Source organism: Streptomyces sp. NPDC052299, from assembly GCF_040679335.1.
Lineage (GTDB): Bacteria > Actinomycetota > Actinomycetes > Streptomycetales > Streptomycetaceae > Streptomyces.
In genome coordinates this window covers 22,946-41,927 of sequence record NZ_JBFAUP010000033.1, presented here as the reverse complement: position 1 = coordinate 41,927, position 18,982 = coordinate 22,946, and the positions used below count along the sequence as shown (strand labels likewise).

At 64.7% G+C, this 18,982-nt stretch carries 9 protein-coding genes, 6 pseudogenes and 1 CRISPR repeat array; of the genes and pseudogenes, 6 read left to right on the top strand and 9 right to left on the bottom strand.

The genetic code is table 11. The features are described 5' to 3' along the window. Window positions 1-170: 170 nt before the first annotated feature. Window positions 171-982: pseudogene (locus AB0L33_RS33625) on the top strand (IS5 family transposase). Between the two features lie 131 nt (window positions 983-1,113). Continuing rightward, window positions 1,114-1,572 carry an SMI1/KNR4 family protein gene (locus AB0L33_RS33620; protein WP_365687388.1) on the top strand — a complete coding sequence of 153 codons (459 nt, stop codon included), beginning with the start codon at window positions 1,114-1,116 and terminating at the stop codon, window positions 1,570-1,572. A 665-nt stretch (window positions 1,573-2,237) separates the two neighbouring features. Beyond that, window positions 2,238-3,546: a CRISPR direct-repeat array (repeat unit 28 nt; unit sequence GTGCTCTCCGCGCGAGCGGAGGTGAGCC). A 241-nt stretch (window positions 3,547-3,787) separates the two neighbouring features. Here the strand turns inward: AB0L33_RS33620 and AB0L33_RS33615 are convergent. The 5 genes and pseudogenes from AB0L33_RS33615 to AB0L33_RS33595 form a co-directional block, all read right to left on the bottom strand. Continuing rightward, a pseudogene (locus tag AB0L33_RS33615) lies at window positions 3,788-4,560 on the bottom strand (HNH endonuclease family protein). Between the two features lie 759 nt (window positions 4,561-5,319). After that, window positions 5,320-5,853, bottom strand: a complete 534-nt coding sequence (locus AB0L33_RS33610) for a TerD family protein (protein ID WP_365687386.1) — start codon at window positions 5,851-5,853, stop codon at window positions 5,320-5,322. Between the two features lie 205 nt (window positions 5,854-6,058). Beyond that, window positions 6,059-6,199, bottom strand: a pseudogene (locus AB0L33_RS33605) (twin-arginine translocase TatA/TatE family subunit); the annotation flags it as partial. Window position 6,200: 1 nt separating this feature from the next. Continuing rightward, window positions 6,201-6,710, bottom strand: a pseudogene (locus AB0L33_RS33600) (sporulation protein); the annotation flags it as partial. A gap of 445 nt (window positions 6,711-7,155) precedes the next feature. Beyond that, window positions 7,156-7,911 carry a hypothetical protein gene (locus tag AB0L33_RS33595; protein ID WP_365687384.1) on the bottom strand — a complete coding sequence of 252 codons (756 nt, stop codon included), beginning with the start codon at window positions 7,909-7,911 and terminating at the stop codon, window positions 7,156-7,158. A gap of 1,443 nt (window positions 7,912-9,354) precedes the next feature. On the opposite strand from AB0L33_RS33595, the gene AB0L33_RS33590 reads away from it, so the two are divergent. Then, window positions 9,355-9,543, top strand: coding sequence for a hypothetical protein (locus tag AB0L33_RS33590; protein WP_365687382.1), 189 nt, complete (start codon window positions 9,355-9,357; stop codon window positions 9,541-9,543). Between the two features lie 514 nt (window positions 9,544-10,057). Here AB0L33_RS33590 and AB0L33_RS33585 read toward each other — a convergent pair. Further along, window positions 10,058-10,471 (bottom strand): annotated as a pseudogene (locus AB0L33_RS33585) (ATP-binding protein); the annotation flags it as partial. After that, a complete protein-coding gene (locus AB0L33_RS33580) occupies window positions 10,353-11,081 on the bottom strand; it encodes a Scr1 family TA system antitoxin-like transcriptional regulator (protein ID WP_365687381.1) in 729 nt (242 codons plus the stop codon). The pseudogene AB0L33_RS33585 and the gene AB0L33_RS33580, both read right to left, overlap by 119 nt. Before the next feature lie 301 nt (window positions 11,082-11,382). Here AB0L33_RS33580 and AB0L33_RS33575 point away from each other — a divergent pair. Then, window positions 11,383-12,189, top strand: a pseudogene (locus AB0L33_RS33575) (IS5 family transposase); the annotation flags it as partial. A 39-nt stretch (window positions 12,190-12,228) separates the two neighbouring features. On the opposite strand, the gene AB0L33_RS33570 reads toward AB0L33_RS33575, so the two are convergent. Both AB0L33_RS33570 and AB0L33_RS33565 read right to left on the bottom strand, forming a co-directional pair. Beyond that, a complete protein-coding gene (locus AB0L33_RS33570) occupies window positions 12,229-14,154 on the bottom strand; it encodes a non-ribosomal peptide synthetase (protein WP_365687379.1) in 1,926 nt (641 codons plus the stop codon). A gap of 93 nt (window positions 14,155-14,247) precedes the next feature. Continuing rightward, a complete protein-coding gene (locus AB0L33_RS33565; RefSeq protein WP_365687377.1) occupies window positions 14,248-15,921 on the bottom strand; it encodes a carbamoyltransferase N-terminal domain-containing protein in 1,674 nt (557 codons plus the stop codon). A gap of 875 nt (window positions 15,922-16,796) precedes the next feature. Between AB0L33_RS33565 and AB0L33_RS33560 the strand changes: the two genes are divergently transcribed. Together AB0L33_RS33560 and AB0L33_RS33555 are read left to right on the top strand one after the other, a co-directional pair. After that, window positions 16,797-17,744, top strand: a complete 948-nt coding sequence (locus tag AB0L33_RS33560; RefSeq protein WP_365687375.1) for a TauD/TfdA family dioxygenase — start codon at window positions 16,797-16,799, stop codon at window positions 17,742-17,744. Window positions 17,745-17,824: 80 nt separating this feature from the next. Continuing rightward, on the top strand, window positions 17,825-18,940 hold the full coding sequence (locus tag AB0L33_RS33555) for a glycine amidinotransferase (protein ID WP_365687373.1): 1,116 nt from the start codon (window positions 17,825-17,827) through the stop codon (window positions 18,938-18,940). Window positions 18,941-18,982: the final 42 nt, after the last annotated feature.

The window sequence follows — 18,982 nt, the reverse complement described above, 5'->3', positions numbered from 1 at the left end:
CGACCGCCCGCTTCCGCACACCGACTGACATCGCGAGGTTCCTCGACCTCGACAACAACAAGATCAAACCGACGTGTTGATTCCCGGCAAGCCCTTACAACGGCTATCACAATGACGTGGATCGGTCCTGTTGACCGTGTCCGCGTCAGGAGTTCAGCGTTGTGCCGGGTATGGGGGCTTCGCCGTGGATCGTGTCGGATGACCTGTGGGAGCGGATCGAGCCGCTGCTGCCACGCAAGGAACGCCGGTTCAGACACCCTGGCCGCAGGCCGTTACCGGACCGGCAGGTGCTGTGCGGCATCCTCTTTGTCCTGCACACCGGCATCCAGTGGGAGTACCTGCCCAAGGAGCTGGGCTTCGGCTCGGGCATGACCTGCTGGCGGCGACTGCGAGACTGGAACGAGGCTGGCGTCTGGCAGCAGCTGCACGAAGTGCTGCTGGCCGAGCTCAACGCGGCGGCCCGCCTCGACTGGTCGCGTGCGGTGGTCGACTCCAGCCACGTGCGAGCCATAAAAGGGGGGACCGGACGGGACCGAGTCCGGTCGATCGTGGCCGAGCCGGATCGAAACACCACCTAATCACCGATGGACACGGCACCCCACTCGCCGTGATCCTGACCGGCGGCAACCGCAATGACGTCACCCAACTCATGCCGCTGATCGACGCCATCCCACCCATCAGAGGCCGGGTCGGGCACCCACGGCGCAAGCCGGACTCACTCTTCGCCGACCGCGGGTACGACCACGACATCTACCGCGACCAGGTACGACAACGCCGCATCGTGCCGGCCATCGCCCGCCGCGGCACCCTCCACGGCACAGGGCTGGGCACCTACCGCTGGGTCGTCGAACGCAGCTTCGCCTGGCTCCACGGCTTCAAACGCCTCCGCATCCGCTGGGAGCGACGAGCAGACATCCACGACGCCTTCCTCAAACTCGCCTGCTGCCTCATCACCCACCGACAGCTCAGGGTTCTGCGCTGACCCCGAACAGCGGGTTGGTAAACCATGGATGTCTGCGGCGCATGTCATGCTCCGCTCTCATGAGTGACCGTTCACTTTCACACGCCTGGCTGGCTTCGTGGATGAGCAGGGTCTCCGAGACCCTCAAGGCAATGACCGACGACTTCGAGCAACGGCACGGCTACCCTCCGGGCGCCAATGAGATCCGGCCGACCGACCACGACGATCAGGCCGCGGTTCGTCGGCTTACCCAAGTGAGTCTCGCTAATGACGACCTGGTCACGTTCTACGACAGCATCGGTGAGGTCACGTGGGCGGACGTCGGTAACGGCTACTTCATCGCCGCGGCAGAGGATGTCCTTCTGCAGCTTGGGGAGTACGGCCCGGTCGATATGGGCGCAGATCAGAAGGCACGCGGCCTGGTCATCGGCTCGAACGGAGGAGGCCAGTCCTACGTCGTCGGCCCTGGCGGTGCGGTCTACCGGACGCGAACAGCATCGCAGGACGAGCCTGAGCTCGACTGCGTAGTCGATGGCCTGCGGCAGTTTCTGGAGCAGCTGGAGCAGGTCCTAACCCGGTTCGTCGAGACCGGCGAACCGGGACACCTCTAGGGACGGACCTCAGCGCGTCATTGTGTTAGCCGTTGTTAGAGAGAGCCAAGTGCGGTCCGGTTCGGGGGAATCGGAGGGATGACTCAGCACCGCGGAACTAGTGCTCGTGCGGCCGGTGCAGCGCCAGCCTCTATTCGATCGACTGGCAGGAAGTCGCCGCTGAGGGCCCTGATTGGTACGACTCCAGCGGGCCGCGAGCCGACTGGAAGCAGCACACGACGGACGTTGAGTGGGATGGGAATCATCGGCTCGTACTGGACCGAGGTCCGCCTGTTGGTCTCCGGTTGGTGGAGCACGCAGTGTTGGGGCGGCGCCCAGGCCGACACGTCTGCACCACACCCCAAGGCAGTTGATGGTGCTGACGTTCACGAGCGCTGCGTCCTCAGCGGCCGTGCGACGGACGGCACCCGGACTGCTGTGCTACTACACACGGTCTTCGTGGCTATCCTTCGCCCGCTCATCATCGAGGACAGCTGAAGGCCGGCGGCCGCTTTTCTCCTGCGAGAGGGGTAGTCTCCTCGCCAGCTTCGCCTACCGACGAGCCTGGGGCAGGCCCATGCGGCTGCCCTGCCCGAGCATGAGTATGTCGACGAGGGAGAGCATGATGCGCCGTCACCCCTGGCAAAGGAACGGCAAAGGGCTTCTGTAGGTGCAGGTGGCGAAGGGTGCTCTCCGCGCGAGCGGAGGTGAGCCGCTGCCCTCCGACTCCCAGTTCTCGACCGGGTCGTGCTCTCCGCGCGAGCGGAGGTGAGCCGGCGAGGGTGGTGCGCAGGGTGGGCAGCCGGCCGTGCTCTCCGCGCGAGCGGAGGTGAGCCGTTGCGGTCGATCTCGTCGGTGCCGTCGAGCTTGTGCTCTCCGCGCGAGCGGAGGTGAGCCCCAGGCGATCTGCCGGATCGGCGTGTGCTCCCAGTGCTCTCCGCGCGAGCGGAGGTGAGCCGCTCACCAACGCCTACCCCCGCACCGGGCCCGAGTGCTCTCCGCGCGAGCGGAGGTGAGCCGTCCGGAGGCCCGTCGGCCTTGGCGTCGGCGGCGTGCTCTCCGCGCGAGCGGAGGTGAGCCGTCGGAGGAGTCCTGGAAGGGCACGTACGTCTCGTGCTCTCCGCGCGAGCGGAGGTGAGCCGAGTTCTGACGCCCGCCACAGAACGCCCGCCCCGTGCTCTCCGCGCGAGCGGAGGTGAGCCGCAGGGCAGCATCTGGGTCGCGCTCGCGGCCGTGTGCTCTCCGCGCGAGCGGAGGTGAGCCGGTCTCGGGCAGTGGTTCGCCGAGCCGGTGGGCGTGCTCTCCGCGCGAGCGGAGGTGAGTCGGCGACGGGGGCGCTGCTCAAGGGCAAGCCGAAGTGCTCTCCGCGCGAGCGGAGGTGAGCCGGCAGCGCGAACAACGCGGCTACGGCCTGCGCAGTGCTCTCCGCGCGAGCGGAGGTGAGCCGACGCCCGACGTCGCGCCGCTGGAGCCCCCGGCGTGCTCTCCGCGCGAGCGGAGGTGAGCCGTACACGTGGGATCTCGGCTCCACCAACTGACAGTGCTCTCCGCGCGAGCGGAGGTGAGCCGCGGATTCGGTCATGGGATGACCGTCCGCCGATGTGCTCTCCGCGCGAGCGGAGGTGAGCCGCTGTCCTGGCGCACGATCGCCAAGGCCGTCCAGTGCTCTCCGCGCGAGCGGAGGTGAGCCGAGGAGCGGCCGGCCACGGCCCTGACGGGCGGTGTGCTCTCCGCGCGAGCGGAGGTGAGCCGTCGATCACGAAGAAGCCGATCGAGTTCGTGATGTGCTCTCCGCGCGAGCGGAGGTGAGCCGTGGCGGGATGAGATTGCCCCCGAACGGGTGACGTGCTCTCCGCGCGAGCGGAGGTGAGCCACGATCATGACCGGTCAGCGTGGGGGACGTGCCGTGCTCTCCGCGCGAGCGGAGGTGAGCCGGCGCAGTAACTGGGTGGGCGGTGGCGGCCCGGGTGCTCTCCGCGCAGCGGAGGTGGGCCGCAGGGAACGGCCAAGCCGTGCGAGAGGCGCATGCTCGCCCCGCATAGCGCAGGCGTTTTGGCATAAGGACGTCGGTTACTCCAGCTCCTCACACGGCACACGGCTATCTCAGCCCGGCCTCGTCGAGGGTGCGAACTGCCGCCAAGGTGAGGACGATCCTGCATGTCGACCACGCCCGCCGTACGGGCCGGGCATCGCCGTCCTGTACCTGGCACTCGGATCGTGGCCGGAACACCAATGTCTACGGGGCGACTTCGTACGTCACGACGGTGTCTGGGTATGCCTTGGCGAGTTCGGTGAGGGCGGCCTTCTCCTTGCTGTCCGCGGTGAGCTTCCAGCGGAGCTTCGTCGAGGTCCAGTCGGCGGCGTAGGTGCACTTCGCGGATTCGGCGGGGGTAGCCACTGCGCGGGGTCCTTGTCGGCCTTTGACCTGTTCGTCTTCGCGGTGACGGCGACGAGCGAGGGTTCGGCACCCAGGTCGTTGGCGTACTGTTCGCGGCGCTTCGCATCCCAGGCGGATGCCCCTGAGTCCCAGGCTTCGGCGAGCGGCACCATGTGGTCAATGTCGAGCTTGCGCGCCTCGGTGACCGTTTCCTCGTCGTAGTACGAGCGCCACTCACCGCCGTCCAGCGCGCACCGGGCGCCCTGCCCGGGCTTGTTCGTCGCCTCATCCAGCAGGACCTCGTTGCGGGTGGAGCAGCCGTCCTGGTCCTCATCGATCCAGTGGTGGAAGCTGTCGCGCTCGTATCCTTCGCGTGCTTCGGTGCCGGTCGGGATCTTGGCAATGGCTTCGGTCAGGGAAAGGCCGTCGCTGCCGCCGGCACGGGTGCCCGGCGCGGGGGAGGCTGGCGTGTTCGCGGAGTCTGAAAAGGAGGGCTTGGCATCGCCCTGCGAGGTCGTGCTGCTTGTACACGCGCTGAGCACGGTCGCCAGGAGCGCGGTCGCGATCAGGGCGGGGTGGCGTGATGTCACAGCACTACTCCAGCTGGATGGTGCGAACTGATGCCTCCTCATTGTTCCAGAGCGCAATCGTCGGTTACAGGCAGTCAAGTGTTCTGGCCGTCACCCTCACACCCCGGACCTCGGCGTGTTACGACTTGTCCCGGAAGAGACCAGCGAGCGCCGTGACCTGCTGTGATGGGCATGCGGTGGGCCGCTGACCTGCATGAATGGGCTTTCGGCTCTCTTATGCTCGTGCCGGTTTAGGGGGCTGGAAGTCCCAGAAAAGTCCCAGGGGACTCCCACACGGCTGACGGGCGCCCTTCGTGGCAGCCTCGGCCTTCGCGTCTGTTGCGCGGTATGGCGGTTCCCGGCTCCCGCCCGTTTGGTCAGCGCCAGGTGTACGTCTGGTCGGTGATCGGGGGAGTAGTACGTCGCTGGGCGGGTCGGTGGGCTCGGTCAGCTCAGTGAGCGCGGTGCCGATGGCGGGGTAGAGGTGGTGGCGGGTGGCCTGAGCGAGGGGAACCCAGACCACGCTGGTGACGTCTCGGCGTCTTGCTCGGTTGTGGGGAGGGCGGCCTGGACGTGGTGGGGGATGGCCAGAAGATGGATGAGGTGGAGCCGGCGGAACGTGCCGGTTCTGCCGGGGCGTGTTGTGATGTGGTTCTGAGCCCAGCGCAAGCGGGGCGGTCGGCGAGCACTGCATGACTCCGGCGCTGGGTAGGCAGGAGCCGGCCAGGGAACCTCACCGTTCGAAGCGAAGGTTCGTGGAATGGGCCAGTTCCTAGCCGAGAGCGCGTGGCGCACGGTGGTGACCGGCGCTGTGGCTGGGCTTCAGGCGTCTGTGTTCTTGCCCATCTCGTACGGGAAGGACGTGGGATCGCTGTCGAAGCCCTGGACTCGCTCGTGCAGTTGCCACTGCCCGTCACGGTCGCGGACGAACTCGGCGACGGTCGCGGCTGTCGCGTCAGCGACCTGCGCGAAGTCGTCGGCCAGCAACTCGGTGTATCCGTCGACAATCACCACGCCCGCGTGGGTGATGTCACCGAAGATCCGCCGGCCTGCGGCCTGGTGGATCACAACGCCGACCACGATCCGGCCGTATGACGGATGCATCCGGTCCAGATCGAGTTGCATGATCTCGACGAAGCCGAGGCCGAGCCCCGTCTCGCTGTGCCGCAGCATGGTGATGGTGCCGTCCGGGGAACGGCTTTCGGTGTGCACGACGTTGGCCGGCGTGTCATGCGGCGTGTCCTGCGTGTAGGTCGCGGCGACGATGTCGAGGTGCCTGGCGGGCTCCGTCCAGGAGCTTGGGTCCCACTTCAGCTTCACCTCAGGCTTGCGCAGCCCCGTCCCGATGCCCGTCACCAGATGCCTCCTCACATCACGAGGCGAGGACCCGGAGACGGGCCCTCGCCTCTTTCAGTATTGCCGCTGGCCAGCGGCTTGATGCCTCCTTAACCGGCTTTCTGCTCATCGGCGTTGGGGTGCCCGGGTTCCCGACCGGAAGCGGGCTGGGGTGTGGATGACGTGACCGTCTCGCCGGGGACGACCCTGTGGGGGCGTCGTCCTACTGCTCCTTCATGGCCTTGGCCTCGGCCTTGAGGATGCGGGCCGATTTAGCCATGCTGCGGGTCAGATTGGGCAGTCTTTTCACCGCGAGCACGAGCGCGATCACGATGAGGACGACACCTATCTCGCTGATCCCGAACATGTCAGTCCTCGCCGCCTTCGTCCTCGTCGCCCTCGAAGAAGTCCCCGACCTCGTAAACGACTTCGGCGGCGACCATGCCTCCGACTACGCCGACGGCGAGCCCGGCGGCGCCGGCCGCGACGACGGTGCCGATGCCGGGGCCGGAGCGGTGGGGGCCGTCGTCGTGGTGTTGGCCGTAGCCGCCGTGCCCGTAGGCATCATGCCCGTACGCGTCGTGCGCGCCGTAAGAAGAGCGGCGCTCGAGCAGTTGGCGTACCCAGCCGTCGACGAGCGTGTCCCAGTCCTGGTGGTGCACGCCGTCGTGGCCGACCATGAAGCGGGTGACCGCGTCGTGGCCGCCGGAGAAGAGGCCGACGCGCTTGTCGGCCTCCAAGACGACCTCCATGCCGCCGGGAGTGGCGAGGAAGGTCACCTCGATTTCGTTGACGGCGTGCGCGTACTGCGGGGCCGGGGCCAGCTCGATCTCCTGGTAGAGGGGGAGCTGTTGGCCGGTGCGGCCGATCCGCCCGTGCCGCCAAAGCCGCCGCCGGCCGATCCCGCACCAGCCCCACAGTTCGGACCAGTCGCCTTCGTCGCCTTCGACACCGTTAGCGGGGCGTTGAAAACCATGGTCCACGACAGCCCCGCTGGTCGGTGACTTCCTGAAGTGGGCATCCGCCTTCGGTGCAGGAGCTGGAGGTCCTGGGTGTGCCTGTTTGTGGGAGGTGGTCAGCGGACGTTGTGTGATGATCAGTCCGGTGAGGACGGTGCAGCTGGCGGTGGCGGTGTCGTTCGCCGGGTTCGGGCCGGTGGGGAGAAAACGCAGTCTTCCAGGCGCTCGTCCCACGATCTCGTGGGACGTATGTGGGACCTGGCGACCCCTGGGGGCCGTGTGACATGGCTGCCTCTCGGGGGCCCGGGCCTAGCTTTTCGCTGCTCCCGGTCGTGCACCCTTCTCAGACCTGCGCCGTAGGAGTTCAGCCGACGGGCTGGTACGTGTCGCCCGTCACGGTCACCTTCCGGCCCGCACTCGTATCGGTCGACGTGCTGCTCAGACAACTGCCGGAGGCGGGGTCAGTGACGCTGGGCAGATCTCCGTTGTAGGAAGTTCCCCCCTCCCTTCCTATGGGCTGGCCGTAAGTGACGGTGACCTGTTGTGCGCAGCCTGCGGGTAGATACGGTTCGACGAAGCCCTGGTCCGAGGGCTTGAATCGGCCTGAGGTAACCGGTAGCCGGAAGCTGCCGATGTGGGCCAAGTGCGTGCCTGTCGCAGTGTCTACGACGTCGCCGTTCATCAGCTGGGTGGTGCCGTCGTCACTCACTCGATCCAGGACGATGCTGTACATCTTGCCTTTGGTGTACGGGAACTGGACGGCACAGCTGACCCCCGCGCCGCCGTCGGCGCCGTACCTGCAGTTGCTGTCGGCGGTGGTGGCCTTGGCGTTGAAGGAACTGAAGATGGCGAGCAGCATGGACTTTCCGTCTACGGCGGGCTTGGGCTGGAAGCCTGCGTAGGGGCGGGTGCCGCTCTCAAGGGTGGTGTAGTAGGCGAAGTAGATGCCGGACGCGTCAGGGGCAGCGTCGACCGACATCGGCAGTGTCAGTCCGGTGACCGGCCCGGGCGCGCCCGTTGTCCAGCGAACCGTTGGCGTCGAGGCCCAGCTCTGGCCAGCGCTACCCCATGTAAGCAGGGCGGCGGCGCCGAGGGCTGTGGCAATGCGTCGCAGTTTCATCGTGTCTCCTCGGTTTGTGCTGCAGGGGATTCCTCTTCGTCCTGCTGGACGTGTCGGCGTGCGTGTATCTGCGCGGGCGGGGCTGTTCATACCGTGACGATGCGGTGTTCCTTCCTGGTCACCGTTTCGTCGGCCGCTTCACGGCCCTTGTGTTGCAGGGGGGTAGGAGCACGTAGGTGGTGACCGTCCGCCGGGGCGACGGCTGCGGGCCGGATCCCGTCCTCGTGCTACCGGAGCAGGAGGAAGCTGGGGCGTCTGCCCGTGGGCCCGCCGATCGTGCATGGAGGGCAGAGATGCACGGCGCGCAGTCCGGTCTGGGCACCTCGAAGGCTTGCGCGGCGGTGGTGTGGGGCAGGGTTCGTGCTTGCCTTGCACGTGCAGGTCGCGGTGCGCGCGAGGGCCCCGTCGGGCAGGCAAGGTATGAAGTGACATCGGCGGGTGAGACCCCGCGGTCGTACAAGAGCGGCGGTTGTGTCGCGTGGTGCAGCCACCGCTGGTGGTGGGGCCGATCGCGAGATCGTTGGGCAGGCGTCAGGCCCTCGGCTCACACAAGGGCGTCCAGTGTGAACAGACTTCCTGTCGCCCGCAGTAGAGGTGGGCTCCACCCGCGATCCCGTCGAGCTCCGGCCGGAACGACGCCTCGCTGGTGCGGCGAAGTCCGAACGAGGGCATGCGGCCGTAGCGGAGTTGAAGGTGATGGCGAAGTTCAGGTCCGGGCGGCCGCCGTGGGTCTCGGTGACTGTGTTGATTCCCGGGTGCGGCGGGAGCGCGGGCGGCTCCTGCGAGATGGCATCGACGGTGTGCTTCGGAAGGGGGCGTCGGCGAGACGCAGGGCCTGTGGGTAGAGCGCATCGGTAACTCCTTTGGTCACGGCACCGAAGTGGTGGGTGAGCTGTTACGTCAGCATGTAAGCGATTGCTGTCGGATCACAAGAGGTCGTCGAAAGTTACTATCATTTACTATGGTCTCAGCTATTTGAAGATAGGTAAGCGCTCACACTCGGAGCGTGACAGAGCCCGGTGGGCGGCGCTTGCGTCGCCGCGTGGGAACCGGCCTTGGGCGTGGTGGAGGCGCCCGTTCGAGGACATGATCAGAGCCCCACGCTTTCCCAGATCCAGTAGCGCCTTGAACTCGTCCCGCAGTTGATGGGTCTCAGAACCGGGGAAAAGCTGCGGGAGCCGGAAGGCCTCCTCGTCTCCCCGAGCGGGGAACTCGACGTGCGGGGACAGGTCAACCAAGCCAGCTCACATCGCGTACCTCGATTCCGTATCGGCAGGCGGCGAAGGATGCCCACACCCGTGCACAGCGATGAGGCCCACGCCCTCGTCCAGGCCGCACACGACACCCTGGAGTGAATTTCTGCAAGTTTCTGCAACTTCCTTGAGGGCCTGCCTCGTTGCTGCGTAGCGTCGGACGCACCACCAGATGGAGAGGCGGCGCCGCATGCGCGGATCCACGGGCACCACTGTCCCGGCTCCCAAGGTGCGCGGCCTCCAGGCGCCTGCCTATGGCGCCCCCTCCCCGGATCTGCTCGCTCGCGCGGAACGCGGGCTCGCGCGGTTCCTCGCCCGGTATATCGAGGACCGGGCCGGTCGTGGCCGCGCCGACAGTGGCGAGGACTCCCTGCGTTGACCGCCGACGTGAGCGGTGCTGCAGCGAGAGGCGGGGGTCGCACAAGGCTTGGCGTAAGGAACCGCTGGCTGGTCCCCGCGACCGCCGTTCGGAAGAGGTGCATCGTCGGACGCGTTTCGATGCCTCCACCGCTACAACATCCGACGCCGACACTCACGCCTCGGCCAACAATCACCAATCGCCTTCGAGAACGCCCTCCAGCACACACCAACTACGCTGGTACAAGCCGCATAACCCGTGTCCAAGATTCGGGGCAAGGCCCGGCCTCCGTCCTCGGCATGCCGGTCAGCCGGATTACCCCGGCCTCAGCCATCACGCCAGGCAGGAGGCCCCGGCCACGACCGCATCGCTCTCCTGCTCCTCCGCCCAACCCGGACCGACGGCTGACCTGCGAGTCCACACCCCCGGTCATCCGTGGCCTCGGCGCCGCAGTCGGACTGCCCCGTGCATGGATACCGCCCCGCGCGGGTCGTTTGTGTCCCACGTTAGGCAGACAAGGCCGGCGGGTCAGTCGTCAGACAGCTCTATTCGGCCCCCGGTCTGAAGCGCTCTCATCGAGGGTGAGTTTCTGTTGGGTCCACAAGACCTTGCCGTCACGTCCGTGCCGGGTGCCCCAATGGGTCGCGAGCTGGGAGACGATGAACAGACCGCGGCCTCCCTCGTCGCTCGCACGAGCGTGACGCAAGTGGGGGGAAGCGGGGCTTGAGTCGTGGACCTCGCACGTAAGGGTCCGGTCGCGTAGGAGGCGGAGTTTGAGCGGAGGGGTGCCGTAGCGAACGGCGTTCGTGACCAGTTCGCTCGCGATCAGCTCAGTGCCCTCGATTGTCTCCTCGCTCGCCCCCCAGGCTCTGAGCTGTGTGCGGACCAGATCGCGAGCCGCGGCCGGTGTTGCCTGGTCTTGCGGGAGATCCCACGTCGCGACGTGATCGGGAGGGATGGTAGTCGGCGAACTGTATGAGCCGGGCGAGCTGGTCGCGCATCACGGCCGGCTCGGCGTAGCGGGTGTAGAGGACGTCTTCTTCCAGCACGATGCGGAAGGTCGCCCTCTTGAAGTACTTCTGCTTCGCGGCCCGGGTCAGCACGGCCTGGGCGAGGTCGTCGCCGCTGAGGCCGCGCCGGGTGCGGATCCCTTCGAGGACGGCTCGGGTGTAGTCCTCGGTCTGCAGGGGGCCGGGGATGTAGTCGATGGCGTACGCCTTGAACCGTTCGGTTTCGTCCCAGAGCGGGATCACGTGCTCCTGGGCCTTGGCCAGGCCCGCGCGCTCCATCTCGCGCCATTCGAGGTACATGTGCTGGATGCCCTCGGCGATCGCGATCAGTTCCGGTGCCGCCTCCGGCTGGCCGCACGCGGCGGTCCAAGCTCTGATTCCGGTTGCGGTGATGCCGCTGAATCCGGTCTCGATTCGGCTGATCTTGGAGGAGCTCCAGCCGCAGGCGGCACCTGGGGTCTCGCCGGTGACGCCCTGGCTGGTACGCAGCGCACGGAGCCTGGCGCCGAGGTCACGGCGTGCGCGCTGCACACTGTCGGAAGGTGGCATGTGCCACAGTGTGCCGTGCTACACCGCGCACCAACTAACCGTGCTCAGAGGGCGTTCACGTAGGGTTCGTCCGGTATGCGAGTCTTGGCCGTGCCCCGCTTTGGGCGCCTTCACCCGGTTAGCAGTCTTACGTTCTCCGTCATCCCGTGCACCCGGCTGTCCATCTCATGCGCTTCCATACTCGGAAACCCGTCTGATTTGAAAATGCCCTGGAACCGCCCGACTTCGAGCGGAACCGAGCCCTCCGCCATGCTCATGATCACGCTGTGCCGTGAGCGAGCGCAAGCCGTAGCCCAGTGACCTGTCCGACGCCCGATGGGCCCTGATCGAGCCGACGTTGACGGCCTGGCGAAACGCCCGACTCGCACGTCGGCCAACAGGAAAGCCGGCCAAAGTCGACTTGCGTGACGTGTTCGATGCACTCCTCTATCTGAACCGCACCGGAATCCCCTGGAAGTATCTCCCGCACGACTTCCCAGGCCACGGCACCGTCTACTTCTACTACGCCGCCTGGCGCGACGAAGGAATCCTCACCCAGCTCAACTACGATCTCGCCGGACTCGCCCGCGCAAAGGAAGGCCGCAAGCCCGAGCCGACCGCCTCCGTCATCGACACCCAGAGCGTCAAGACCTCCACCGACATACCCCTGACCGGCCAGGGTACCGATGCTGCGAAGAAGATCGTCGGCCGGAAGCGAGGCATCCTGACCGACACAATCGGCCTCATCCTCGCCGTGACCGTCGCCAGCGCCGCCCTCTCCGAGAACGCCATGGGAATACGCCTCCTCGACCAGGCAAAGGCGAAGTACCCAACCATCACCAAGAGCTGGGTCGACACCGGCTTCAAGAACGCCGTCGTCGAGCACGGCGCCCGTCTGGGAATCGACGTCGAAGTCGTCAACAGAAACCCGGAGAAGCGCGGATCTCACGTGGTGAAAAGGCGCTGGGTAGTAGAGCGGAGTATCGGGTGGATCATGATGCACCGCCGACTCGCCCGCGACTACGAGACCCTCACCAGCAGCTCCGAAGCCATGATCCACATCGCCTCGATCGACAACCTCACCAAGCGCATAACGGACGAGACCACGCCAACCTGGCGAGGAACCTACTGGGGCATACAGGGCAATACGCCTAGATCAAGTGCCCTCTCAGCTATCGGAAGAATCGAGACTCGCTACGAGCTCCTTGATCGTCGGGTAGGTGAACAGCGATGCGATGCTGACTTCGATCTGCAGATCATGTTCGAGTCGAGCGATCAGCTTCATGACCAGAATGCTGTTGAGGCCGAGGCGGAACAGGTCGTCCTCCATCCCGATGGTGTCCGGCTCGGCCTCAATGATCTCCGCAACGAGGGTCTGCAGCTGCTTCTCAAGCTCCGTCCGCGGGGCAAGGGCGGTGCCGCGTGAATCGGGCTGGAGATCGCGCAGCGCCTGGATGTCAAGCTTTCCGTTCACCGTCATGGGGAGCTCGCTGATCTGCACCAGCGCCTGGGGCACCATGTAGGAAGGCAGCCTGAGTCCCACATGCAGTGTCAACCCCGTGACATCCAGGGGGGATTCGGCGACGTAGTAGCCGATGAGGCTGTCGACGCTGCCGCCCTCTGCCTGACGATCACCGGAGGCACCGGGCAGTACCACGCTGTCCAGCACGCCCGGATACGAGCGAATGACTTCCTCGATCTCGGCCATCTCGACGCGGAAGCCTCTGACCTTTATTTGGGAGTCGTTGCGGCCGACGTAGTCCAGGACTCCGTCCGAGCGCCAACGCGCGAGGTCTCCGGTCCGGTAGAGGCGGTGATTTCGCCCATGGGGGCCATGGGCCGGATCGGCGATCTCCGCATCGGTCTGGAACGGGTTCGCGACGAACTTATCCGAGGTCAGCGCCGGCTGATTGAGATAGCCACGTGCCAGGCCCGGACCGGCGAGGCAGACCTCTCCGATGGCACCGACAGGGACCGGTCGCAACGCTTCGTCCAGCACCAGTACATGTGCGTTGTCATGGGGGCGGCCGATCGCCAGATCGAGTTCGCGCACGCGCTGCGAGACGGTTGAGATGGTGGCTTCCGTCGGCCCGTACTCATTGAAGACAGGCACCTTGTTCGCCCGTGTCATCTCGTGGAAGCACGCAACATCCAGTGCCTCGGCTCCGACCACCAGACGCTTCAGGCTGGGTACTTCGCCGAGGCCGACGTGTTTGAAGAGGGTCGGAGTGGCGTTGATGTGCGTGACCCCGTGCGTCCCGAGGTACTCGGTGAACCGTTCGCTCCGTGTCCACAACTCGCTGGGTGCCAGCAGCAACGTGTTTCCCGTGAGCAAGGCGAGGATCATGGGGTACACGCCGCCGTCGAACGCGTAGTTGAGGAGTTGCAGCACCACTTCGCTGCCCTGGCTCGTCATTCCGTAGCGGGTGCTGCTGACACACACCTGATTCACCACGGAACGCTGCTCGACCACGACACCCTTGGGGGTGCCGGTCGTCCCAGAGGTATAGATGACGTAAGCGGAATCAGCAGCACTGAGATCAGCGCACTGCGGAACCGGACGACCGCTGTCCTGCTGATGGCCATCCCGCGGATGATGGCGATCCCACGGACCATCGAGTGCTCTCACCGCCGTACTGCCTGATGGCGATACCAACCGCTCCATCCGTCCGCGGTGGTCCTCGCCGCACAGGACCACGGACGAGGCGCTGTCCTCAAGTATGTATCGCGCACGTTCGTCCGGTGTCTCCGGATCGATGGGGACGTATGCGCCGCCGGCCTTCCACACCGCGATGATGGCGACAGTCATCTCCATACTCGGGCTGAAGCACAGAGCGACGAGGCGTTCCGGTCCTACCCCGTGGCCCTCCATCAGTCCATGAGCCACCCTGTCCGACCATTCGTTCAGTTCCTGGTAGGTCAGCCGGTCCTCACCGAACACCACCGCCGGGACACCGGGAGAGGCCGCTGCCTGTTCCCGGAACACATCGGGGATCGTCTTCTCGAACGGAACCTCGTGTTCAGCACCCCTGCCCAGGGCAACGACCCGGTTCTGCTCTTCGCTCGACAAGAACTTCAGTTCGGAAATCTTCAAGGCAACCTCACAAATACTTCAGGGCGGAATGAGCATTTCTCGCACGCATAAAAAGTGCGAAGCGAACCAGTCGCTCTCCTGTGGCGAAGATTCCTACTCGCCGGTGCCGTGGCCGGTGTACAGGACACCGTCAGACCAGATGTATCGAGTTCCGCCCCATCGTGCCGCCGATTCGACGTCGGGGAAGAACCCCCGCCCTTCCAGATTTGCACTGGTGTTGCAGAGCACCGGCACCCCGCTTATCTCTGCGTATGCGGCGAGAATACGGGCGGTGGCCGAGTCCAGTGTCGGCGAGATGGTCTGAAGCCGGGCCGTACCGTCCAGATGTATGACAGCCGGAACGCGTTCGGCCCATTCTGGACGGAGACGGTGCTCGAACAGCATATAAGGATCGGGTGTGCCGGGCTCGAAGACCTCGGGAGCGCGGTCCTCCAGGCAAATGGGCGCGACGGGCCTATAGTCGGCCCGGTTCTTTATGGCATTGAGCCGGTTCTTCATCCGGGGGTCGGTCGCGGTCGCCAAGATGCTCCGATTGCCGAGCGCGCGCGGGCCCAGCTCCGCACGCCCGGAAAGAACCACCACAGGCTCACCTTCCGCGTGCAGAATGCCGGCCAGCTGCCGCTCATCGCACGGTTCGGCCCGCCACCCGGCAGGGAGTTCGCCCACGGCGATCGCCGGCCCGCTGAAGACCTCCCAATCCAGGTCGATGCGTCCGCGCCGGAACATTTCACAGGCAGCCGTACCGATAGCTGCTCCCGCATCGTTGGGGAAGGGCGGTATAAATACTTCCTGGAATACTCCGCTGCTACGAACAGCGGTGTTCCACTTGATATTGAGTGCGCAGCCACCGCTCAGTACAAGATTCCGGCCACCGCCAGGGAAGCGTCGTTCCACCACACTGATGAGTCGCTGGATAAGATTGCGACCCAGGTACGCCTGATACGTTGCGATGATATCCGCGTCGGACAGGCCGGGAATCAGCTCGTCGCGATTCGAGGAGAGTTTAGAACCCAGCACATCGGCGTTTTCGGTGGTAATGTCAGGGAACCTTACGATTATATCGTCGATGACCGCGAAGGCGGAAGTCTCGACATCCCCCAGGGCGGCGTATGCCATCGCCTTTCCGGCGATGGAGAGATGATGACGTATCTGCTGTTCCGGCGACATTCCACTGGTGTCACGGCGGAACGGGCCGAAGTGTGCGCTGAAATCCGCAAAGCTGTTTCCCGTGACGGGCATCAGTGCCGACACCAGGGAAACCTCGCGGGTGGCCGCCTGCACCCGGTACAGACGAGGCACGATCCTTCCGTCCCAGACCAGGACGAACGCGTCCTCCCTCCGTGCGGCAAACGGGCTTGAGCAGTAGGCCCCCAGGAGGTGGTGGGCCACATGGGTATAACTGGCATAGCCTCGCGCACCGCCGAAGGCTTCGTTGGTAAAGGTGTGGCGCTGCAGAACACCGGCATCGCCCGGTCCTTCGACGTACGGGGCGACTCGCAGCCGCACCTCACGATCGCCATCGCCGAGTTCTACTGCCGGAACGCCCTCGTCGCTCTGCGAATACCACCCGTCCACGACGAACTGATCCACATCGGCCAGCGAAAGTCCTTCGGTGGCCAGTACTTCGGCCACCCGGCCGACGTCCCCGAGGGAACTGTAGCGTTCTCCATTGTTCAGCTTTTCGGTTTCGACGCTGAAAAGGAGGCGACCGTCTTCGATGACTGCAACCCCGCCATCATGCGATGCTTTTACTCCACAAATAAGCATTGATCAGTCGCACCCTTCTGATCGCGTAGCGACCTGGTTTCCGGATGGAATGGTCTCGGACCCCCGCCGCGGTGAGCGTGTGAATGTCCCCGAATGAACGGTAGGCGTCCAGCATTGCTCCGGCCGCGACATCGGCAGCTGCCTTTTCCGGAGCCCGGTCCCCCTGGGAACAATCTTCCGGCCGCTCCTTGCGTTCCTTCGGCAGCCATCCCGCTTCGTCGGGATGCCCAGCCGAGGAACTTCATTAGAAGTCAAGCAATTCGGTCTTCCGGTTCGCCACTCTGTGCTCTTCGACCCGAAGCGACTTTGAGATTGGGAATCCGGGAACGCTTTGTGCGAGGCACCGCGTCCGCCGGCATGCGCTGTTCCATCAGGATTTACCGGACCCTTGGCGGTGATAGCGGCACCGAATCCACCAAGGCATACATGAGGCGAATGGCAGCAAGGTAAGCGGTTACCGACAGCACTGTCAATGACTCGGGTTCAGCTCCGGCTCACGGGAAAATTTGTCATGATACGAGCCGTTTACCTCTTTTGTCTATTTCATGAGCAAAGCTGATCTCTCATGCGGCTATAGCGCAAATTGAGCCCAGAATTCAGACTCGATCGCAGCCGCTATCCGGGCGTCGAAGCTCTCAAATCGGATAATTGATCAATGTGGTGGCGGAGCCGTTGACTCGGTCGATGGCAACCGCTTACCGTCGGCGGGTCCGCTTCACCGCTCCACGAAGGGCACACCGGATGTCTTCGCAGACACTTCGAAACGGCGAAGCCCGATTCCGATCCGGAGTACCGGCGGAGCTCGCCGTGCTCTTCGCCCGCGATATTCGACATCGATGTCTTCGCTGTGCTGACTGTGGATTTGGGGATTGAAGATGAAGCCCTCAGAGGATCTGAATCCCTCAGGGGATCGCGGTCCTGTACTGCTGCGGCCGCCCAGGGCGGGCGTGGACCCGTTCGAATGGCTTGAGGAAAACCGATCTGCAATCGACGATCTCGTCGTCACCTGCGGAGGTGTGATCCTGCGTGACCTCGGGTTGAACGCGGTTTCTGAATTCAACCGGGCAGTCCGGATATTTACTCCAGACCTTCTTGAATACGTCCATCGCTCCACTCCCAGGACCAAGGTGGGCGGGAAGCTCTACACCGCAACGGAATATCCGGCGGACAAGTCGATACCTCTGCACAACGAGAACTCCTACACGGACTCGTGGCCCAGCCGGATATATTTCTACTGCGCGGTGGCCGCCGGCCAGGGGGGAGAGACCCCTACCGCGGACAGTCGCCGCGTATACCAGCAGATCGACCCGGCGGTGCGGGAGAAGTTCGAACGCACGGGTGTCCGCTATGTCAGAAACTTCACCGACGGCATCGACCTGAGCTGGCAAGAAGTATTCCAGACTGCTGACCGGGCAGAAGTGGAAGCCTACTGCGAGGCGCACGGAATCGAATTCCAATGGCGGTCCGACGGCCCTGCCCTGAGCACTCGTCAGCACTGCCAGGCGTCCATGCGGCACCCCCGAACCGGAGACATGGTCTGGTTCAACCAGGCGCATCTCTTCCATATCTCCGCCCTGGCGGAGAGCGAGCGGGGATCGCTCGTCAGTGAGCTGGGGATCGAGAACGTACCTCGAAACGCGTTCTACGGGAATGGCGATCCGATTGAATCCGAGGTGCTGGCACATATTCGCGACGTGTACGAAAAGGAAAAGACGGTTGTCCCTTGGCGTCGGGGAGACATCATGATCCTGGACAACCTCCTGCTCGCGCACGGCCGCAACCCGTATCAAGGAGATCGTAAGACCGTCGTTGCCATGAGCTGATGCACCGGTGCCGGCCGGTGACTCGACCGAGAGTTCAGCTCTTTTTCAGTGTCCAGCGCACATCAACGAAGGGATCCAATATGTCTGCTGACAGCGTCGAAGGTTCCGCGCAGCCGGTGGTCAATTCGTACAACGGATGGGACCCGCTCGAAGAAGTGATCGTCGGAAGCGTCGCGAATTCGGCGAGCATGGGGTTCGAACCCGCTCTGCGCCCGTATTTCCCGAACCCGGCACAGCAGGAGTTCAAGGCGGCCCGACGCAGCGATGCGGAGATCGAGGCGGCAACCGCTCAACTCGACAATCTCGCCAAGGTGCTGGAGAGCGAGAACGTCATTGTGCGCCGGCCCACTCCGACGGATTTCATGACCGAGGTGAAGACGCCCTCGTTCCAGGTGAGCAGTCAGAACACGAGTGCGTGCCCGCGGGACGTTCTGCTTGTTGTCGGTGACGAGATCATCGAGGCGCCCATGGCCATGCGGAGCCGATTCTTCGAGTACCTGCCCTACCGGAAACTGGTCCGGGAATACTTCAGGCAGGGTGCCAGGTGGACGGCGGCCCCCAAGCCGAGCATGGCTGACGAGATGTACGTTCAGGACTTCTCGATCGCTGATGGCCCGTTCGACGCGGACGAACACCCGTCTCTGACCGGTCTGGAGCCCTCCTTCGACGCCGCAAGTTTCATCCGGATGGGGAAGGACATCTTCTACCAGCCGGACATCGTGACCAATGATTTTGGTGCACAGTGGCTCGCCAGGCATCTCGGTCCGGAATATCGCCTCCACCGGGTCCGTTTCCGTGACCCGCACCCTCAGCACATCGACGCGACGATGGTGCCGTTGCGTCCCGGTCTGATCATGTTCAACCCGGAACGCCCTCCGGTCGGCGAAACGATCGCGTTCTTCGAGGAGAACGGCTGGCGGGTGGTCGCCGCGGAGCCTTCGGTGCGGGGCAGCTTCTACCGAACCCCGGAGATCAGCAACTGGATCTCCATGAACGTCTTCAACGTGAACGAGGAGACGATCATCTGTGAGGAGCGGGAGAAGCCAATGATCGAGCTCTTCAAGTCGCTCGGGTTCCGCGTGATCGCCATTCCTTTCGCCAACGTCTATCACTTCGGTGGCAGCTTCCACTGCTGCACGGTCGATATTCGACGAGCGGGCGATCGCAAGTCGTATTTCCCAGCGCTCGATTCCTGACTCGTCCGCAGACCGTTGCCTCCCACCGTTGAGGAAATCTGT

Bases quoted from the DNA above. Each gene is read 5' to 3' on its own strand.
- AB0L33_RS33560 (WP_365687375.1), top strand. From the start codon at position 16,797: ATGAAGCCCTCAGAGGATCTGAATCCCTCAGGGGATCGCGGTCCTGTA.
- AB0L33_RS33565 (WP_365687377.1), bottom strand. From the start codon at position 15,921: ATGCTTATTTGTGGAGTAAAAGCATCGCATGATGGCGGGGTTGCAGTC.
- AB0L33_RS33580 (WP_365687381.1), bottom strand. From the start codon at position 11,081: ATGCCACCTTCCGACAGTGTGCAGCGCGCACGCCGTGACCTCGGCGCC.
- AB0L33_RS33555 (WP_365687373.1), top strand. From the start codon at position 17,825: ATGTCTGCTGACAGCGTCGAAGGTTCCGCGCAGCCGGTGGTCAATTCG.
- AB0L33_RS33620 (WP_365687388.1), top strand. From the start codon at position 1,114: ATGACCGACGACTTCGAGCAACGGCACGGCTACCCTCCGGGCGCCAAT.
- AB0L33_RS33595 (WP_365687384.1), bottom strand. From the start codon at position 7,911: ATGAAACTGCGACGCATTGCCACAGCCCTCGGCGCCGCCGCCCTGCTT.
- AB0L33_RS33590 (WP_365687382.1), top strand. From the start codon at position 9,355: ATGCGCGGATCCACGGGCACCACTGTCCCGGCTCCCAAGGTGCGCGGC.